This is a genomic window from Methylophilus sp. E2MeOHC9 (assembly GCF_058744375.1).
On record NZ_CP196024.1, the window covers coordinates 2277077 to 2296178 of the forward strand.

Sequence of the window (19102 nt, forward strand, 5' to 3'; positions counted from 1 at the left end):
ATGCATCAACGCCAACAAATTACTCAACAATAGTCGCGTTGACGGCATCCAACGCATCTTGCAACAAGTCTTCTGGTAGCTGGTTAATGCTGGTCGCCAGTAAATCAGCGGCTTCTACGGTACGAATAGGGAGGTCAGCCGAATTCAACTCTGCGATTAATCCTGCTGCAACACCCGCAATCTTTAGCAGCACTTCGCGGTCTCTCATTAAAAGCTCTAGTTCTGCTCTGAGCATATTTTCTTCAGCTGAATACATATCCCGTCCTGACACTCACTATTACAAAATCAATTCCGTATCTTGCAGTTGAATGCCCGGCTTGTCAATGTGATGTCAGGCAGATTGTGAGCGCAGCGTGAATGCGCTATAATAACGAAGTCGGTCCTGCATCAAATGCCGGACTGGTTTTGCGAAAGTGGCGGAATTGGTAGACGCACTGGATTTAGGTTCCAGCGCCGCGAGGCGTGAGAGTTCGAGTCTCTCCTTTCGCACCATACATTTAAAGCCATACAAGATGTATGGTGCGAATTTTAAAATCCAAAGTTTTAAAATTAAAAATTTAAAGTGTATTGCAATCAATGAGGCTTCCTTCACAGGAGGCCTTTGTTGTTTGGGCAAGCCCTTATCAGGTGAACTGACTTAGACAGGATGGAATAAATCATGAAAATAGTACAAACTCCACAGGCACCAGCAGCGATTGGTCCCTATGCGCAAGGCGTTATCGTCGGTAATATACTGTATACCTCTGGCCAAATTGCGTTGCGCCCTGATGGCAGCCTGAATGACGGCGATGTCGTGGCACAAACCCAGCAGGTGCTGGCAAATCTGCAAGCGATCATTGAAGCGGCGGGTGGCAATTTACACCAGGTCGTTAAAACGACCGTGTTTTTAAAAAACCTGGATGACTTTGTGGCAATGAATCAGGTGTATGGTGAGGCTTTTGGCACCCACACACCTGCGCGCTCTACAGTTCAAGTGGCAAAATTGCCGCGTGACGTACTGGTTGAAATTGAAGCGATTGTTGCGTTAGGTGAGATTTAAGGTTTTAAATTGAATTAGCCATCGCATGTGTATTGTTTTATCCACACTAAACAGGCAACATCCTATCTGTTAGATGCATCTGTGCTGGGTGCTGTTTTGAAGTTTATTTCAATTGCGACTTGTGTTATATTTTTATGCTCTTTTTTCATGATTTGATCACTTTGTAAAGCTTATAAAGTATGGTCAGGTTATGCTAAACATTCATTGAGGCGTGCAGTGGCGCGCCCATTCACATAACCCATCGTTATCAAACGATTTTTACAGGAAGTGCAGCATGGCAGCAGTATCTGTTGAAACAGTCAGCAACTTGGAACGTCGCATGACAATTAAAGTCCCTTTGGCTCCTCTGGAAGGGCAAATCAGGCAACGTTTGCAACAAATTTCGCGCACCGCCAAATTTTCAGGTTTCCGCCCAGGCAAAGCGCCTGTGGGTCTGGTGAACCAGCACTATGGTAATCAGGTGCGTGATGAAGTGTATTCCAAAGCGGTTGAAACCAGCTTTGGTGACGCTGTTGAACAAAACAAACTGCGTGTTGCAGGCTTTCCTAACATTGAGCATCTTCCATTTAAAGAAGCTGCCGAAGAATTGGAATATGTCGCTACTTTCGAGATTTTCCCTGAAGTCGCTATCGGCGATTTGAGCAAAGTGAAAATCGAACGTCCGGCACTGGAAGTGACTGATGCTGATGTTGAAAAAACATTGGACGTATTAGTCAAACAGCGCGTGAGCTACGAGCCAGTGAAACGTGCATCCAAAAAAGCCGATCGCATTAACATCACATTGACTGCTTCTATCGATGGTCAACAGGTGGAAAGCACTGGCGATCGTGGCATTGACCTGGTGATTGGTGAGCCTGGTCGTGTGGCTGAGTTTGATGATGCACTGGTTGGTGGTAAAACCGGTTCTGAAAAGAGCTTTGATATCACTTATCCTGCAGACCACAATCCTGCCCAGCTCGCTGGTAAAACAGTGACTTATGCGGTGAAATTTATTTCTGTTTCACAACCTGTTTATCCAGCGATAGATGCAGAATTCGCCAAAAACCTGGGTGTCGAAGATGGCAACCTGGATACGATGAAGTCTGAAATCAAGCAAAGCCTTGAACAAGAGGTTGCAAAGCGCATTACAGCGCGTTTGAAAGAGGGCGTGTTTGAGGCGCTGGTGAACGAAAGCACTTTCGAACTGCCAAAAGCGATTGTAGCGGCTGAAACTAACCGCCTGATGCAAGTGGCTGCGCAAAACCTGCGTGAACGCGGCGTAGACCCGCAAACTGTGCCTATGGAGCCTTCTGTGTTTGAAGCCCAGGCGCAGCGTAATGCCAAATTGCGCCTGATCCTGACTGAAGTGGTCAACAGCAATGATTTGCAGGCCAATGCCGACCAGGTACGCGCCATGGTAGATACCTTTGCACTTAGTTTTGAGAAACCTGCAGAGCTGGTGAGTTGGTACTACGCCGACGTAAAACGCCTGGACGAACCAGCCGCTTTGGCAACTGAAGAAAATGTCGTGGCTTGGGTGCTTGAGAAAGCCAAAGTTACTAACAAAAAAGTTAAATTTGATGAATTGATGATGGGTGCTTAAACCATGAATTATATGAACGCAAGCGAAGGCATGATGCAAGAAAGAATGGAGCCGCAAGGCCTTGGGTATATCCCAATGGTGATTGAGCAAAGTGGTAGAGGTGAGCGTTCATATGACATCTACTCACGCCTACTGAAAGAGCGCGTTATTTTCCTGATTGGCCCAGTGAATGATATGACGGCCAACCTGGTGGTTGCGCAGCTCTTGTTCCTGGAAGCGGAAAATCCTGACAAAGATATTTCTTTGTACATCAACTCGCCAGGCGGCTCTGTGACTGCGGGCATGTCTATTTATGACACCATGCAGTTCATCAAGCCGGATGTCAGCACTTTATGTATTGGCCAGGCGGCAAGCATGGGCGCGTTCCTGTTAACTGCAGGCGCTAAAGGCAAGCGTTTCAGCCTGCCTAACTCACGCGTGATGATTCACCAGCCATTGGGCGGTTTCCAAGGCCAGGCGTCTGATATTGCGATTCATGCCAAAGAAATTTTGTATTTAAAAGACAAACTGAATGGCATCATGGCACATCACACTGGGCAGCCAATTGACAGAATCGCTACCGATACTGACCGTGATAACTTTATGAGTGCAGATGCTGCCAAGGATTACGGCCTGGTAGATCAAGTGATTGCCACACGCGCTGTTTAATATTTGGTGAAATGAGACTAGCAGGGGAATAAATATGGCCAATAAGTCAGATAGCGAAAAGCTTTTGTATTGCTCGTTTTGTGGCAAGAGTCAGCATGAAGTCAAAAAGCTGATTGCAGGCCCGTCCGTATTTATTTGCGATGAATGCGTTGATTTATGTAATGACATTATTCGTGAAGAAATCCAGAGCCTGAACGAGATCAAGTCCGCAGATAAAAAACTGCCGACACCTCAGGAAATTTGTTCTATTCTGGATCAATATGTCATTGGTCAGGTGCAAGCCAAAAAGAATTTATCTGTAGCGGTTTACAACCACTATAAGCGCTTGGGTTACAACCCGCTTTCTGAAGGTGCTCAGGCGCCTAAAGACGATGTTGAGGTCCAGAAAAGCAACATTTTGCTCATTGGCCCTACAGGCTCAGGTAAAACATTGTTGGCGCAATCATTGGCACGTATGCTGGATGTGCCATTTGTCATGGCGGATGCAACCACTTTGACAGAAGCCGGCTATGTCGGTGAAGACGTGGAAAACATCATGCAGAAATTGCTGCAAAAGTGTGATTACGACGTTGAAAAAGCACAGCGCGGCATTGTATATATCGATGAAGTCGACAAGATTTCACGTAAATCTGACAATCCATCCATTACCCGTGACGTATCGGGTGAGGGCGTGCAGCAGGCTTTGCTTAAGCTGATCGAAGGTACGATTGCTTCTGTGCCTCCGCAAGGCGGCCGCAAGCATCCGAACCAGGAGTTCGTCCAGCTGGATACCACCAACATTCTGTTTATTTGCGGTGGTGCGTTTGATGGCCTGGAAAAAGTGATTCGCCATCGCTCTGAAAAAGGCGGTATCGGCTTTGGTGCCGAGGTGAAGAGCAAAGAAGATATCCGTGCGGTAGGTGAAGTTTTGCGTGATGTCGAGCCAGAAGATCTGATCAAGTTTGGCCTGATTCCAGAGTTCATTGGTCGTTTGCCTGTGGTGGCCACGCTTGAGTCTCTGGATGAGGCTGCTTTGATGACCATCCTGATCGAGCCAAGAAATGCATTGACCAAGCAATATATGAAACTATTCAAGATGGAAGGCGTGGAACTGGAGTTTGAAGACTCTGCCCTGCGTTTGATCGCCAAAAAGGCCTTGGAAAGAAAAACTGGTGCCCGTGGCCTTCGTTCTATCATGGAGCATGCATTGCTTGATTTGATGTATGAATTGCCATCGTTAAAAGATTTGTCCAAAGTCATCGTAGATGCTGGTGCCATTGAGCATACCTCTGAGCCTATCCTGATTTACCAGGATGCCCAAAAACGCGTCGAAAACGCCAGTTAAATCATGCTTGCAATAGCCTCCGGGCTATTGCAAGATACCATCTATGACTCTTGAGAGTCTGTTCTCTTGAATTTTCAAAGTACGTTCCCATCTAAATGCAAAGGCACATGCCTTTGACACTTTTTGAAAGAAGCTATGACCGAACACACTTTGTTTGACGCCGAGACTCCGGAAGAAACCACCTTGATCCCTCTGCTGCCATTGCGCGACGTTGTGGTATACCCGCATTTAGTCATTCCGCTGTTTGTAGGCCGCACCAAGTCAGTAAAAGCCCTAGAACGTGCTTCTGAAGGTGATAAAAAGATATTGCTGGTTGCCCAGAAGTCTGCAAATAAAGACGACCCTGTTGCGGAAGACCTGTACGAGATCGGTACTCTAGCCACTGTATTGCAAATGCTGAAACTACCGGATGGCACTGTGAAAGTGCTGGTAGAAGGCCTGCATCGTGTGCGCGTGACCGATTTCACTGAAACCGATGAATGCTTTATGGCATTGGGTGAAGAAATCGAACAAACCGACCAGAACGATAAAGAGGCTGAAGCCTTGATGCGTACTGTCATGACCCAATTTGACCAGTACGTCAAATTGAACAAGAAGATCCCACCGGAAATCTTAACGTCACTGGCCACCATTAATGAGCCTGGTCGCCTGGCAGACACCATTTCTGCACATCTGACGCTCAAGCTGGAAGAAAAGCAGAAAGTACTGGAAATGCTCAGTGTGATTGAGCGTCTAGAGCATTTGCTCTACCTGATGGAGTCAGAAATCGACATCCTGCAGGTTGAAAAACGCATCCGTGGCCGTGTCAAACGCCAGATGGAGAAGAGCCAGCGCGAGTATTACCTGAATGAGCAAGTAAAAGCCATCCAGAAAGAGCTGGGCGAGCAGGACGAAAACGCCGAGATGGAGGAGCTTGAGCAACGCATTAAAAATGCGGCTATGCCTAAAGAGGCCCTCACTAAAGTCACGGCAGAATTCAAAAAACTTAAATTGATGTCGCCGATGTCGGCAGAGGCGTCGGTTGTCCGCAATTACATCGATACTTTACTCAATTTGCCATGGAAGAAAAAAACCAAGATCAGCAAAGATCTGCAAGCCGCGGAAGATATCCTGGATGCAGATCATTATGGCTTGGATAAGGTCAAAGAGCGTATCGTTGAATATCTTGCAGTGCAGCAGCGTGTCGGTAAGCTGAAGGCGCCTATTTTGTGCCTGGTAGGCCCTCCAGGCGTCGGTAAAACGTCGCTGGGACAAAGTATTGCCAAAGCGGTTAATCGCAAGTTTGTGCGTATGGCTTTGGGTGGTGTGCGTGACGAAGCAGAAATCCGTGGTCACCGTCGTACCTATATCGGCTCCATGCCAGGCAAAGTATTGCAAAGCATGGCCAAAGTGGGAGTGAAAAACCCATTGTTTCTGCTGGATGAAGTCGACAAAATGGGCCAGGACATGCGCGGAGACCCATCTTCAGCCTTGCTGGAAGTGCTTGACCCTGAGCAAAACCACACATTTGCCGATCACTATGTCGAAGTCGACTATGATTTGAGCGATGTCATGTTTGTGGCCACGGCTAACAGCATGAATATTCCTGAGCCATTATTGGATCGTATGGAAATCATTCGTCTTGCGGGTTATACCGAAGATGAAAAGATCAATATTGCTCAGCGTTATCTATTGCCCAAGCAACTGAAAGCGCACGCACTGAAAACGACAGATATTTCCGTGGCAGAAACCGTGTTGCGCGATATTGTGCGCTACTACACGCGTGAGGCGGGTGTGCGTCGCCTGGAGCAAGAAATCGCGAAAATTTGCCGTAAAGCAGTGAAAGAACAATTGCTGGCCAAAGGCAAAACCAAAACAGTTAAGAAAGTGAACATCAACAGTAAAAACCTTGAGCAGTACCTGGGCGTCAGACGCTATGACTTTGGTGTTGCTGCCAAGGAAAACCAGGTAGGGCAGGTGACTGGCCTGGCATGGACATCTGTGGGTGGTGAATTGCTGACGATTGAAGCGGTTACCTTGCTGGGTAAGGGTAAGACTATCACCACTGGTAAATTGGGTGATGTGATGCAGGAATCAGTATCTGCTGCGATGAGTGTAGTGCGTAGCCGTGCCGAAGGTTTAGGTATCAGTCCAGATTTTTACGAGAAAAAGGATATCCATATCCACTTGCCCGAAGGCGCTACGCCAAAAGATGGCCCAAGTGCCGGCATTGCATTAACGACAGCACTAGTTTCTGTGCTGACAGGTATTCCTGCGCGTGCTGATGTGGCGATGACAGGTGAAATCACTTTGCGTGGTGAAGTGTTACCGATTGGTGGCTTGAAAGAGAAACTGCTGGCAGCCCATCGTGGTGGGATCAAAACAGTATTAATTCCGTCTGCCAATGAAAAAGATCTGGTCGATATTCCTGCAAATATCAAAAAAGATCTGGAAATTCACCCGGTAAAATGGATAGATCAGGTGCTCGATTTAGCACTTGAAACGGCACCACAGCCACTTTCTGTCAAAACGCCTGAAGTCGAAATTGTGGCCTCAGAAGACGGAAATTCCGAGCAGGCGGTCACGCATTAGTTAAATTGATGCGAATTATTGTCAAAACGCTGGATTAGCGCTTGACAGCTCGTTTTGCGGCTTGATATAAAGGCAATACAGGATGTACCTGTTTTTTTAACTAGATAGGGGAAACACGTGAATAAATCAGAATTGATAGATCATATTGCTAATGCAGCCGGTATTTCGAAAGCCGCAGCCGCTCGTGCTCTGGATGCAACGACAGAAGCAATCTCTGGTGCACTGAAAAAAGGTGATTTGGTAACATTGATTGGTTTTGGTACATTCTATGTAGGTGAGCGTTCTGCCCGTTCCGGCCGCAATCCTCGTACTGGTGCAACAATTAACATCAAAGCCGCTAAATCTCCTAAATTTAGGGCTGGCAAAGGTTTGAAAGATGCTGTAAACTAGCGTGCTTTGGTTGAGCGCTAACATGCTCGGCCAGCTGTAGCAACACTTGGGTTGTTACGGGTGCTTAGCTCAGTTGGTAGAGCGTCGCCCTTACAAGGCGAATGTCAGCGGTTCGACCCCGTTAGCACCCACCAGACAATTTGAAAATCAAGAGTGCGAAGTCTGCGCTCTTAATTTTTTAAGTCTTGCCATACTTAATAAATTACATTAAAAAGTAACTCTAAGTAGCGGTAAATAGTTAGAAAATAGTTGTTGAAATTATAAAAAAGATCGTGTTATAATTTCGCTTTAACGATTACTGGAGCGGTAGTTCAGTTGGTTAGAATACCGGCCTGTCACGCCGGGGGTCGCGGGTTCGAGTCCCGTCCGCTCCGCCAACATAAAAACGAGTTAGGTTCATACCTAACTCGTTTTTTTTCGTCTATATTCCAAACGTTGGGTCATGATTTTATTTAACGGCTTGGTCGTAAGTATTTCACGCCTGCCGCCATGTTTCTTTCAATACTTTCTGTTGCATGTGCCGGGATATTTTCCTTCCCTTTATTCTTACTCCACAGATATGCCGACTTTGGCGCTTGCAGTGCTTTCAAAAGCAAGCAGCGCTGGCTGTAAACAGGCGATTTTGATGTGTTTATGGTATAGTTTGCTGTTGCAAAAAATCAGGTAATGGAAACTAAAAAATGTTAGAAGCATTAAGAAAACATACACAAGGATGGATGGCGAAAATCATTTTGGCACTGATTGTGGTGCCGTTCGCTTTGTTCGGGATAGATTCATATCTCAATCAGGCCGGTGGCCAGGTGGCTGTAGCAAAAGTGGATGGCCAGAAGATTTCACTGCAGGAATACTCCAATGCAGTTGAAAATGCGCGTAACTACATGCAATCCCAAGGCCAGAAAGTCGACACTGCCTTATTGGAAAGCCCGGCTTTCAAGCAGTCGGTATTGGATAGCATTATTACGCGCCGCTTAATGGAAGGCGCGATCCAGGATTATCGTTTCAAGATCAGTGATGACCAGCTGAGCCAGCATGTAATTGGTATGCCTGAATTCCAGAGCAATGGTAAGTTTTCTGAGGAAACCTATAACCAGTTGCTGACACAGAATAAACTGACGCCTGCCAAATTCGAGCAAAATATCCGCAAGGATTTAGCCGTGCAGCAGGTACGTGATGGTTTGTCTAATCTGGTATTCATGCCGCAAAAAGTTGCTGAACAGTCGCTGATGTCAGAATTCGAGCAACGCGAAGTGTCTGTCGTTGATGTGAAGGTGCGTGACTACGTGAGTCAGGTGACCGTGTCGCCAGACCAGGTGCAAGCCTATTACAACCAGCACAAAACAAAGTTTATCGCGCCTGCCAAAGTTAAACTGCAGTTTACTTTATTGTCTGCAGCTGGCCTGGTAGGGCAGGTGGCCGTGAGTGATGAAGAAGTGAAGCAGGATTATGAGGAAAATGCGGCTAAATACCAGGGTAATGAGCAGCGTCAGGCCAGCCATATCCTGATTGGCTTCAATAGCAACGCCAGCGCAGCAGAGAAGGACGCGGCCAAGGAAAAAGCAGCGTCTATCCTGGCGCAGGTGAAAGCCAACCCTAAAAGCTTTGAAAAGCTGGCGATCGAGTTTTCACAAGACACAGGTTCTGCCGGTAAAGGTGGAGATCTAGGTAGTTTTGGCCGTGGTGCCATGGTGAAACCATTTGAAAACGCGGCTTTCTCGATGAAGGTCGGTGATATCAGCGATCTGGTTGAGTCTGAATTCGGCTACCACATCATCAAGTTAACAGGCATTACAGGTGAGTCTGCAGATTTTGAGTCTATGAAGCTTAAGATCAAGGCTGAGTTGCTGTTCCAGAAAGCACAAGCCAAATATGCTGAATTGGCCGATGACTTTGGTAATACGGTTTATGAACAATCAGGCAGTCTGGAGCCAGTTGCCAAGAAGTTTGATCTGCAAGTGCAAACTTCCCCGGCCATGACTAAAGATGAAATTGCCAAATTCTTCAAGAGTGAGCGTCTGGCCAGCATGGTGTTTTCAGATGAAGTGCTGAAAGAAAAACGCAATACTGAAGCGGTAGAGATTTCCCCGAACAATCTGGTGGCTGCCAGGACGGTGGAGTACACGCCAGAAGCGCCACGCAGCTTTGATGAGGTGAAAGGCGGCATCGAGTTGTTATTGAAGGGTGAAGCGGCTACCAAGCTGGCGCAACAAAAAGGCGAGGCATTGCTGGCCGATTTAAAAGCCGGTAAAGCTGCGAATGCAGACTGGATAACCCCTGTGACGGTTGATCGTAGAAACGCACAAGGCTTGTCAGATGCTGTCATGAGAAACGTGTTCAAGGTCAACACACATACCTTGCCAGCCTATTATGGCTTTAACGAAGCGAATCAGGGCTATACCGTGATTAAAGTGATCGCGGTGAGTCAGAAGCTTAAAGATAGCCCTGAAGTGGCTGACAGAGCTTATAAAGCCTATCAGCAGGCATTGGGTGCTGAAATGTCACATGCTTATGTGGCATCACTGAGAGCTAAGAAGGATATCAAGCTGAATGTGAAGGCTTTGATGTCTAGTAATAACAACTAGTGTCCAGTAATAACAACTAGTTTTATGCACTAAACTAAAAAAGGAGGGCTTAGCCCTCCTTTTTTATTGGTATTTTATGACGCGAGTAATTGGCCGGCTAGGTTCTGGAATGAAACGGTCGTACTTCCACCGCTGCCCGGCAAGCAATCGCGGCTTTTTTACCCCAGTTTAAGGCGTCATCCAGGTTTAAGGTTTCTACTACCCAAAAGCCTCCCACATATTCGTCGTTGTCTAAATATAACCCTTTTTTGATGAGCGCCTCGCCATCTGGCTGCATTTGTATTGATCTGGCACTACCCGGTGATTGCAATCCGCCTACGAATACAATGACGCCGGCAGTTCGCATAGCCTTATTTAGGTCAGCGATCTCTTGTGTCATCAGTGCGTCTTCTGCAACGAGAGGGTCATAGTGTTGCTGGCGGTGAATAGCGATTAGAAACTGTGGCATATTTTCTGTCCTTGAATCCCTTATTACAACGGTTGCCGACGTACTAGCCAACATGCATCTGCGACGGTGAAAGCAGGCTGATCGTCATACCTCAGCCAGTGAATACCATTTTTATATTTTTTCTCCATGGTTCACTTTGGATACGGTTTAACAAATGACCAATCATCCAGATTTGCATATAGGTCAACATCACTGCCACGCTAAATGCGATTAAATATTTCAGAAGATAATGCGTATGGATGGTTTTGATTAAAGGGATGTGCCACAGATAAACCCAGATGGAGTTTCTAGCAACAAATAGTACTAGAGGTTTTAACTTGAATTTTTCAATGGTGTGATCAACTAACCCGCTATGTATCCACAGCAGGCTTGAAATAAATAGTGCATAGGAAAAATAGTAGATTGACGGCGGATATTTTAGCGACTGGGTAGGTACGACTTCATCATAAACAAGGAATAGCCATACGCCTGCAAATATCAATATCGCCAGGCTCATGAATGCGATGGCGTACACTTGCCTGGTGTTGAGCTGAGGCATGCGTAAGCCTAAGGCAAACAGGATGCCGTAAGGGATGACATACAGGACAACTGCTGAAACTAACTCGCCAGCGCCTGGTTGGATATAGGGCAGTGAAAAATAACGTACCAACTCATATGCCAGAAAGCTGAGCGCAAGCATCCCAAAATACTGGCGGTTGCGGGGCGTCTTTTGATGCCAGCTATACAGGTATGGGGAGACGAGCGCGACTAACAGAAACACGCGAATGATCCAAACGTAACCTATCCCTTCAAGCAAGGTGTAAGAGGTGAGGACAGTGGTGGAATCCAGCTCGTCGCTGCCGGGGTTAAAGATATAAATTGTGAGGAAGTAAGTCGTTAAGAATGCCCAGACCGGGAACACCAGCCTCTTTATTCTTTTCCATACATAACTGGGGTAGGGTTCATTTGCTTTGTAGCTTAAGCCGAATGACATCGCAGAGACTAATATCATCAAGGGCACATCAAAGTTTCTGAGCTGAAACAGTAATCCCGGTGGGTCCACATGCGCAAGAATGATCATGGACAGACCAATAAACCTTAAAATGTCTATTCTATCGTCTCGCACAGAAGCTCCTTTTAAGATAAAAAACTTAAACAGATATGACTGAATAATTTTTATTATGGTTATCTTATAAATTTAATTATTTTTATATTTTTTTAATAAATTCATTTATTAACTATTATTTAGTACACCTTTTTTAAAATTTTAATTATTTTTTATAAGACTTTAAATCATCCGTTTTTCTTATGAAAAAGATTCGAATGGGACTCAATGATTTCATCGTCCATTACAAAAAGTCTATCTTTGAAAGTGCAATCCTGAAAATGAAAAACAATAAAAAACGCCTGACTTTTTAAAGTTCAGGCGTTTTATCTGGCTTAGCGTTGGATCAATCGATTTGACCTGCGGCTGTGATATTCATACCACCATCGACATAAGTGATTTCACCGGTGACGCCGGATGCCAAATCACTGGCCAGGAAAGCGGCAACGTTGCCGACTTCGTCTATCGTCACGTTACGGCGTAAAGCCGCGTGTTTCTCGTTAAAGCCTATCATTTTGTCAAAGTCGGCAATGCCTGAAGCTGCCAGCGTTTTGATAGGGCCGGCAGAGATGGCGTTGACGCGAATGCCGCGTGGGCCCAGGCTTTGCGCCAGGTAGCGCACGTTGGCTTCCAGGCTGGCTTTGGCTACGCCCATGACATTGTAGTTAGGCATGGTGCGCTCAGCGCCCAGATAGCTGAGTGTCAGCAGGCTACCGTTACGGCCTTGCATCATCGGATAAGCCGCTTTTGCCATGGCAGAGAAGCTATATGAGCTGATATCGTGCGCGATATGAAAGTATTCACGGCTGATGTTATCCAGGTAGTCACCAGCAAGCGCGACTTTAGGCACGAAGGCGATGGAATGCACTAACCCATCCAGGCCATCCCAGACTTTTGCCAGTTCTACGAACAGGTTGTCGATTTGCGCATCTTCGGCGACATCACAGGGTAATACCACGGTAGACTCAAAGTCTGCTGCGAGATCACGGACGCGAGTTTCGTGTTTGTCGACTTGATAGGTAAAGGCCAGTTCAGCCCCTTGACGTTTCATAGCGGCTGCAATGCCGTATGCGATTGAGCGGTTGCTGAGCAAACCGGCGATCAGAATTTTTTTTCCAGCAAGAAATGCCATGCTTGATCCTGTTTGGTAGTTTATTAAACGGTTAACGGGCGGTATTTGACCTGGGGTCAAACACGTCACGCAAACCTTCACCGAGCAGATTATACCCTAACACCGTCAATAAGATGGCAAGTCCGGGGTAGAGCGAAAGCCACCAGGCGAATTGAATATACTCTTTGCCATCGGTCAGGATATTGCCCCAGGAGGCTTGCGGCGCTTGCACGCCCAGCCCGAGAAAACTGAGGCCGGATTCCAGCAACACGGCGCTGGCGATGCCTAATACCACGCTCACCAACACCGGTGTCAGGCTATTGGGCAGGCAATGCTTGAATATCACCCGCCAATCCTGCGCACCAAGTGCGGTTGAAGCGGTGACGAATTCGCGCTGGGTGAGGCTGAGGAACTCTGCCCGCACCAAGCGCGTGACACTCATCCACGAGGTGAGGCCGATCACTATCATCACATTGGTGATAGAAGGGCTTAAAAAGGCAATCACGGCCAGGATCAGGAAAAAGCTGGGGATAGACAACATGATATCGACCAGGCGCATGATAATGGTATCTGTCCAGCCGCGGTAATAACCAGCAATGGCACCAAGGATCACGCCAATCACGGTAGAAATACCGACTGCTACCAGCCCGACCAGTAACGAAACCCTGCCGCCAAACAGCATGCGGCTCCATACATCGCGCCCGAGGCCATCGGTACCCATCCAGTGCTGCCAGGAGGGTGCCAAAAGGATTTGTTTGACATGGATTTCATCCGGGTCATACGGTGCCAGCCACGGGGCGAGTAAAGCCAGCAGCAGAATCACGCTGATCATGCATAAACCGGCAAGTGCCAATGGATTGTGTAGGATTTTTTTCATGGTTAAATTGTGCGTCTATCGGCCTGGCATCACGCCTTTACGCAAGCGAGGGTCAGCCCAGGCATAGGCCAGATCCGCTAGTAGATTGCCGAGTAATGTCAGCGCTGAGCCTATGGTCAATATGCCCATCACCACCGGGAAATCGCGCATCATGACTGCCTCATAGAATAGTTTGCCCATGCCGGGAATCGCAAAAATAGTTTCGGCAATCACCGAGCCGCCAATCAGGCCAGGCAAAGACAAGCCAATCAGCGTGATCAATGGCAATAACGCATTGCGCAAAGCATGGCGGTAGGTCACGGTATGGTCACTCAGGCCTTTGGCGCGCGCGGTGGTGACGTAATCCTGGCTTAATACATCCAGCATGCCATTTTTAACAAACAGGGTAATGCCCGCCAGGCCGGTGATTGATGGAATCACGACGGGCAGGAACAAATGCATAAACAAATCCTGGCCTTTTTGCCAGAAATCCAGTTGATCGTAATTCAGGCTATGCATGCCGGAGATGGGGAACCAGGGGTGAATGACGCCCAGCCAGTACATCAATAATAGTGAAAGCCAGAAACCTGGAATAGAAAAGCCGATAAAGTTGAACAGGGTAATGGTGCGGTCCGGCCATTGGCCATAGCGTTTGGCAGCCCATACACCGAGTGGAATGCCTAGCGATAAGGTAATCAGTAGGCCGGCAATGTTCATGAGCAAAGTAATCGGTAAGGCCTCTTGGATCATGCCAGGTGTGACGTTACCTTCTTTATCTTTTTCTGCCCAGAATACCGGTTTTTGATGACTGGCAAAGGAATGCCCGAAATCCAGGTGCACCATGCGTTGCATCCACAGACCATACTGCACGATGACTGGTTTGTCCAGGTTATAAAGCTCACGCAATTTTTGCCTTGATTCTTCAGATGACTTGGGGTCAAAAGCGGCTTCAGTGCTGGTAATATCACCCGGTGCCAGATGCATGATGAAGAACGAAATCAGGCTGATGCCAAACAGCATAGGGATCAGCCAGAATAATCTTTTCAGCAGGTAACGTAACATGGTTATTGCGCCTGCATCTGGGTACGTCTCAGTGACATCGGGATAAACCATTTTTGTGAATCGTAGCCCACTCCCGCTGGCGGCACCGGATCCATGATGCCTCGTACACGCTTGTGTATAGCCGTCAAATTATAGCCAGCGGACAAATATACGATAGGGCTGTCGTCGTACAACACTTCAGCGAACTGGTGGTAAAGGTGCATGCGTTTATCCGGGTCAAATTCGCGCCGCGCCTGTTCCAATAGTTTATCGACCTGGGGGTTGCTGTAGCCGATAAAATTGAATTGCCCAGGCTTTTGCTGGCTTGAATGCCAAATCCCGAACTGGTCCGGTTCCAGCCCTAATTGCCAGCCCATTAAAACCGCATCAAAATCGCCGGTTTTGATAAAGCGCGTGATAAAGCTAGCCCATTCAATAGAGCGGATATGGATATCGATACCGACTTCTTTCAGGCGGCGTTGAATAATGACGGCTGATTTTTCACGCTCTTTGTTGCCGTGATTGGTTAACACCTCAAACGAAAGTTTCTTGCCATTTTTTTCTACAATACCGTCACCATCCGTGTCTTTGTAACCGGCCTCGGCCAGTAAACTGCGGGCTTGTTGCGGATCGAACGGGTAGGGCTTTAATGTAGGATGGCTCCAGCGCGTGCCCGGTTTGTATGGTGAGGCGACTTGTTCACCCAGTCCGAGATAGACGCCATCGATGATTTCCTGCTTATCAATCGCAAGATTAATTGCTTTACGGAGACGCACGTCGGTGAATGGCTGGCGTTTGAGATTAAAACCCAGGTAGGTATAAGTGTTGCCTAGCGATTTATATTGATTCAGCCTGGCTTGCAGTTCAGGCCTGGCAGGGATGATGCGCGCATAAGTGATCGGGTCCATGCTCAGGCTGTCAATATTGTCCGCCATCAGTTCCAGAAATTGGGCACCCGGGTCCGGGATGATGCGCTCCACCAGGTGATCGATATTGGCAGGCCCCAATACAGATTTGGGGTTTTTCTCGAGCTTGATATATTCCCCATGTCGCCATTCTTTGAGCTGATAGTAATGGCTGCCCATAGGCTTTTGCGCAAAACTGGTCGTATGCAGATCCTGCCCCGCCAGTTTATGCTTAGGCAATATTTGCAAGCCCGCCCAACTATCCAGTGCCGGAGAAAAGGCTTCATCATAGTGGGCAACGAAAGTGAGCTTGTCTGGCGTTTCAGCTTTGGTCACTAACTGAAAATCTGAAGCATAGGGGCTGCGCGTTTTTTCATCAATGATCGCCTGCCAGGTGAAAAGCACATCGGCGCTAGTCAAAGGCTTGCCATCCGCCCAGACCAAGCCTGGTTTCAAGTGGAAAGTCAGCGTTTTTTGATCTGCAGATACTTGCCAGGACTCTGCCAGTTCTCCAGCCAGATCCAGGTCTTGATTGTAGGTCAGCAGGCTGTTAAATAAATGGGCAGTAATATTACTGGACGCTGACTCCCCAGCTACCATGAAAATCAGGCTACTTGGGTCAGAGGGCATGGCACCCATTAACGTGCCACCGGTTTGCGGCGGGTAAGGCTGGTTTAGTAAGGAGGAGGCTTGCTCAGGTTTATCCACGCCACAGGCCACAAGCAGGCTACATATAAGGAAAGTAATTAAATGACGCTGGCGCATGGGCAGTTTTTTGAGCTTTGCGAAAAAGTGAATGTCACGCTGATCACCCATCATATACAAATTCTATTATTTATGACTGCTTTTGGTTTTTTTTACATGTGAAGCCGTGGTTTTCTTCGCAGAAGAGGACGTGCTTTTTGAGCGCGACTTGCTGGTGGATGGTGTTTTCTTGTTGCTGCTTTTAGAGCTAGCCGTACTGTTGCTTTTTTTGCCAGAAACACTGGTCATGCTTTCCTGCTGTTCAAATTGCAGTGTTTGGCCAACGGCTAAGTTTTTGCTCTTTAAATGGTTCTGCTGCATGATTTGCTTGGAGCTCACACCATAACGTTTTGCCAGTTTAGACAGTGTGTCGCCTTGTTTCACTTTATGTGAAATGGCCGTGTATTTATTGCCAGAAGCTTTTTCAACTGCGACTTCAATCGGGATCTGCGCCATGGCGACTGCGTCAATCGGTTTCGTCAATGTCGAATGATTGCCAGCGGGCACCAGCAACGTTCTGCGCACCACCAGGTTACGGTTTGGTTTCAGGTTGTTGGTGGCGCTTAACTCATACAGGCTGATATCAAAACGATTGGCAATATCGCCCAAGCGCTCGCCACGCTTGGGGTGATAGCTATGCCAGTTGGATAATGGGCGCGTATAACCATTTAAATTATTGGTGAAATTGCTGGCAGCCCAGGTTGGCAATAACAGTTTCTGGTAGCTGTTTTCGGTGATCAGCACCGGGCGGGTAAAGCTGGGGTTTAACGCGGTGAATTCTTCCAGTGAGATCCCCGCCAGTTCTGCCGCCAGTTTGGCGTCGATTTTATTCGGCGCCTGCACCGTGGTGAAATAAGGCTTGTTCGGGATTTCATTCAAGGTCAGCCCATATTGCTCTGGCCGGAAAACAATGTTTTTAATTGCCTGTAGCTTGGGCACGTAGTTACGTGTTTCGTCAGGCAATGACAAATGCTGGTAATCGGTAGGCAGGCCCAACTGGCGGTTGCGTTCAATGGCGCGCGCAACTGTGCCTTCACCGGCGTTGTAAGCCGCCAGCGCCAGGTCCCAGGCGCCAAACATGGTGTATAGCTTTTGCAGGTAATTGAGTGCCGCTTGTGTGGCAGCAGTGACGTCTTTACGTGAGTCTTTCCAGTAGTTTTGCTTGAGCCCGAAATCTTTACCGGTAGACGGGATGAACTGCCAGATACCAGATGCCTTGCTGGTAGATAGCGCTTTAGGGTTAAAGCCGCTTTCAATCATGGGCAGCAGTGCGATTTCAGTCGGCATGCCGCGTTTTTCAACTTCCACCACGATGTGGTAAAGGTATTTTTTACTGCGTTCCAGCATGCGCGACACGTAATCGGGGCGTGAGGCATACCATTGCTCATGCTTATTGGTATAGGTCGAATCAATATCCGGCATGTTGAAGCCGTCCCGCACGCGGTCCCACAAGCTCTCTTGCAGTGTCAGCGCATCTTCAAACTGGTAGCTGGAACTGTAAGTTTCAGTGTCGGTTTCGCCAAAGCTTTCATCATAACTGCCATTGTCAGTCGACATGGTCGCTGGTTCTACGTACTCAGCCATCACCAACATAGGAAAGGCTGAAAAAGTGATACATAGCAGTAATTCATTAAAACGCATGACGGTGTTTCTAAATCCTGAGACTGATGCAAAAGGCCGTGCCCGAAAACTGATTATCCGGGCATGAAAGCGTATGCATGCATTGATCAAACCTGAGTGGCCGTTGAGCCGTGTCAGACAGCATGTGAGTGACGTAACGTATACGAGCGCTTAAAGGAGGACATCATTCTACGTTAATTTCAATGTGAGACAAGCCCTTGCACAGCGGCTGACTTTGTGCGTGCGCATGAGTGACGCTAGAACACATTTCGCCGTGCACGCAGCTCGGTAAACACATCTAGCGGCTGCCAGTCATAAAAGGCGGGTTGTTGGGCAAGTGACTGGCAACGTAAAAAAGGATTAGTGGCTTTTTCCAGTGCCAATGTCGTCGGCAGCGTGGGCTGCTGGTGTTCGCGTAGCAAAGCAGTATTGCGCGCGCGTTGCTGCAAGGTTGTATTTTCTGGTTCAACCGTCAGCGCAAATGCAATGTTGTGCGCGGTATATTCATGGGCCGGGTAAATCAACGTTTCAGAGGGCAGTGCCGCTATACGTTGCAGCGAGGCATACATTTGTGGCGGGGTGCCTTCAAATAAACGCCCGCATCCGGCGCCAAACATAACATCACCACTGAATAGATGCTGTTGGTTGAGGTAAAAAGCGAGATGATCCAGGGTGTGGCCAGGCAACGATAAAACTTCGCATGACAAATCTGGTAACGCTGAAAATGTGATCTGGTCGCCTTCTTTTACTCTAAAAGCATTGAGTTCACGGTAGGCTGCATGGTCATTGTCAGGCGCATAGACCGGGCAATGCCAGTGTTGCTGCAAAGCTAAAGCGCCGCCCGTGTGATCGGCATGATGATGGGTTAGTAAAATGCCATCCAGCTGGTAACCGCCAGCCTCTAGCGCCTGTTCAACCACAGCGGCATCGCCGGGATCAACCACCAATGCGTGCTTGCCAGCATGAATTAACCATAGATAGTTATCGTTAAATGCGGGCAGGGCAGTGATTTGTATACTTGCAGAAGTTTCTTGCATCACGCATCATTGAGAAAACGCTCACTGTTGTCAAGAACGGGAATGACTTCACCCTCTTGATCACCATAAATTCTTTTACCGGAGCTTATATTGCAGTCTACTCAGCCAACCACTTTTGATGCA

General features: G+C 47.7%; 16 protein-coding genes and 3 tRNA genes. 10 read left to right on the forward strand and 9 right to left on the reverse strand.

Going from position 1 to position 19102, the window contains the following annotated elements:
• Nucleotides 1–19: 19 nt before the first annotated feature.
• The gene (locus ACSSVF_RS11005; RefSeq protein ID WP_442586516.1) at nucleotides 20–256 is read right to left on the reverse strand and encodes a hypothetical protein; all 237 of its coding nucleotides are present in this window, start codon (nucleotides 254–256) and stop codon (nucleotides 20–22) included.
• 151 nt (nucleotides 257–407) lie between these two features.
• Here ACSSVF_RS11005 and ACSSVF_RS11010 point away from each other — a divergent pair.
• From ACSSVF_RS11010 to ACSSVF_RS11055, 10 genes are all read left to right on the forward strand, one after another.
• Nucleotides 408–492 (forward strand) — tRNA-Leu (locus tag ACSSVF_RS11010).
• Between the two features lie 166 nt (nucleotides 493–658).
• Nucleotides 659–1039: a RidA family protein gene (locus tag ACSSVF_RS11015; protein WP_492403508.1), complete on the forward strand. Its 381-nt coding sequence runs from the start codon at nucleotides 659–661 to the stop codon at nucleotides 1037–1039.
• Nucleotides 1040–1313: 274 nt separating this feature from the next.
• Nucleotides 1314–2621: a trigger factor gene (gene tig / locus ACSSVF_RS11020; RefSeq protein ID WP_442586514.1), complete on the forward strand. Its 1308-nt coding sequence runs from the start codon at nucleotides 1314–1316 to the stop codon at nucleotides 2619–2621.
• 3 nt (nucleotides 2622–2624) lie between these two features.
• Nucleotides 2625–3269: an ATP-dependent Clp endopeptidase proteolytic subunit ClpP gene (gene clpP / locus ACSSVF_RS11025; RefSeq protein WP_442586513.1), complete on the forward strand. Its 645-nt coding sequence runs from the start codon at nucleotides 2625–2627 to the stop codon at nucleotides 3267–3269.
• A 34-nt stretch (nucleotides 3270–3303) separates the two neighbouring features.
• The gene (clpX, locus tag ACSSVF_RS11030; protein ID WP_442586512.1) at nucleotides 3304–4593 is read left to right on the forward strand and encodes an ATP-dependent Clp protease ATP-binding subunit ClpX; all 1290 of its coding nucleotides are present in this window, start codon (nucleotides 3304–3306) and stop codon (nucleotides 4591–4593) included.
• A gap of 135 nt (nucleotides 4594–4728) precedes the next feature.
• Complete coding sequence (gene lon, locus ACSSVF_RS11035; protein ID WP_442586511.1) at nucleotides 4729–7164, forward strand: endopeptidase La; 2436 nt, start codon at nucleotides 4729–4731, stop codon at nucleotides 7162–7164.
• Between the two features lie 117 nt (nucleotides 7165–7281).
• On the forward strand, nucleotides 7282–7554 hold the full coding sequence (locus ACSSVF_RS11040; RefSeq protein WP_055825077.1) for an HU family DNA-binding protein: 273 nt from the start codon (nucleotides 7282–7284) through the stop codon (nucleotides 7552–7554).
• Nucleotides 7555–7612: 58 nt separating this feature from the next.
• Nucleotides 7613–7688, forward strand: a tRNA-Val gene (locus tag ACSSVF_RS11045).
• A gap of 166 nt (nucleotides 7689–7854) precedes the next feature.
• Nucleotides 7855–7931: transfer RNA gene (locus ACSSVF_RS11050), tRNA-Asp, on the forward strand.
• A 303-nt stretch (nucleotides 7932–8234) separates the two neighbouring features.
• A complete protein-coding gene (locus ACSSVF_RS11055) occupies nucleotides 8235–10133 on the forward strand; it encodes a SurA N-terminal domain-containing protein (RefSeq protein ID WP_492403510.1) in 1899 nt (632 codons plus the stop codon).
• 97 nt (nucleotides 10134–10230) lie between these two features.
• Here ACSSVF_RS11055 and ACSSVF_RS11060 read toward each other — a convergent pair whose 3' ends face one another.
• The 8 genes from ACSSVF_RS11060 to gloB form a co-directional block, all read right to left on the reverse strand.
• On the reverse strand, nucleotides 10231–10581 hold the full coding sequence (locus ACSSVF_RS11060) for a YciI family protein (RefSeq protein WP_492403512.1): 351 nt from the start codon (nucleotides 10579–10581) through the stop codon (nucleotides 10231–10233).
• Between the two features lie 91 nt (nucleotides 10582–10672).
• Complete coding sequence (locus ACSSVF_RS11065) at nucleotides 10673–11686, reverse strand: acyltransferase family protein (protein ID WP_492403514.1); 1014 nt, start codon at nucleotides 11684–11686, stop codon at nucleotides 10673–10675.
• 325 nt (nucleotides 11687–12011) lie between these two features.
• On the reverse strand, nucleotides 12012–12797 hold the full coding sequence (locus ACSSVF_RS11070) for an enoyl-ACP reductase FabI (RefSeq protein WP_442586507.1): 786 nt from the start codon (nucleotides 12795–12797) through the stop codon (nucleotides 12012–12014).
• A 31-nt stretch (nucleotides 12798–12828) separates the two neighbouring features.
• Nucleotides 12829–13653, reverse strand: coding sequence for an ABC transporter permease (locus tag ACSSVF_RS11075; RefSeq protein WP_492403516.1), 825 nt, complete (start codon nucleotides 13651–13653; stop codon nucleotides 12829–12831).
• Nucleotides 13654–13668: 15 nt separating this feature from the next.
• Nucleotides 13669–14694 (reverse strand): ABC transporter permease, encoded by a 1026-nt coding sequence (locus tag ACSSVF_RS11080; RefSeq protein WP_492403518.1) that lies wholly within the window; start codon nucleotides 14692–14694, stop codon nucleotides 13669–13671.
• A gap of 2 nt (nucleotides 14695–14696) precedes the next feature.
• The gene (locus ACSSVF_RS11085; protein WP_492406351.1) at nucleotides 14697–16343 is read right to left on the reverse strand and encodes a peptide-binding protein; all 1647 of its coding nucleotides are present in this window, start codon (nucleotides 16341–16343) and stop codon (nucleotides 14697–14699) included.
• A 66-nt stretch (nucleotides 16344–16409) separates the two neighbouring features.
• Nucleotides 16410–17963 carry a transglycosylase SLT domain-containing protein gene (locus tag ACSSVF_RS11090; protein WP_492403520.1) on the reverse strand — a complete coding sequence of 518 codons (1554 nt, stop codon included), beginning with the start codon at nucleotides 17961–17963 and terminating at the stop codon, nucleotides 16410–16412.
• Between the two features lie 236 nt (nucleotides 17964–18199).
• Nucleotides 18200–18979 carry a hydroxyacylglutathione hydrolase gene (gloB, locus tag ACSSVF_RS11095; RefSeq protein ID WP_442586503.1) on the reverse strand — a complete coding sequence of 260 codons (780 nt, stop codon included), beginning with the start codon at nucleotides 18977–18979 and terminating at the stop codon, nucleotides 18200–18202.
• Between the last annotated feature and the right edge of the window lie 123 nt (nucleotides 18980–19102).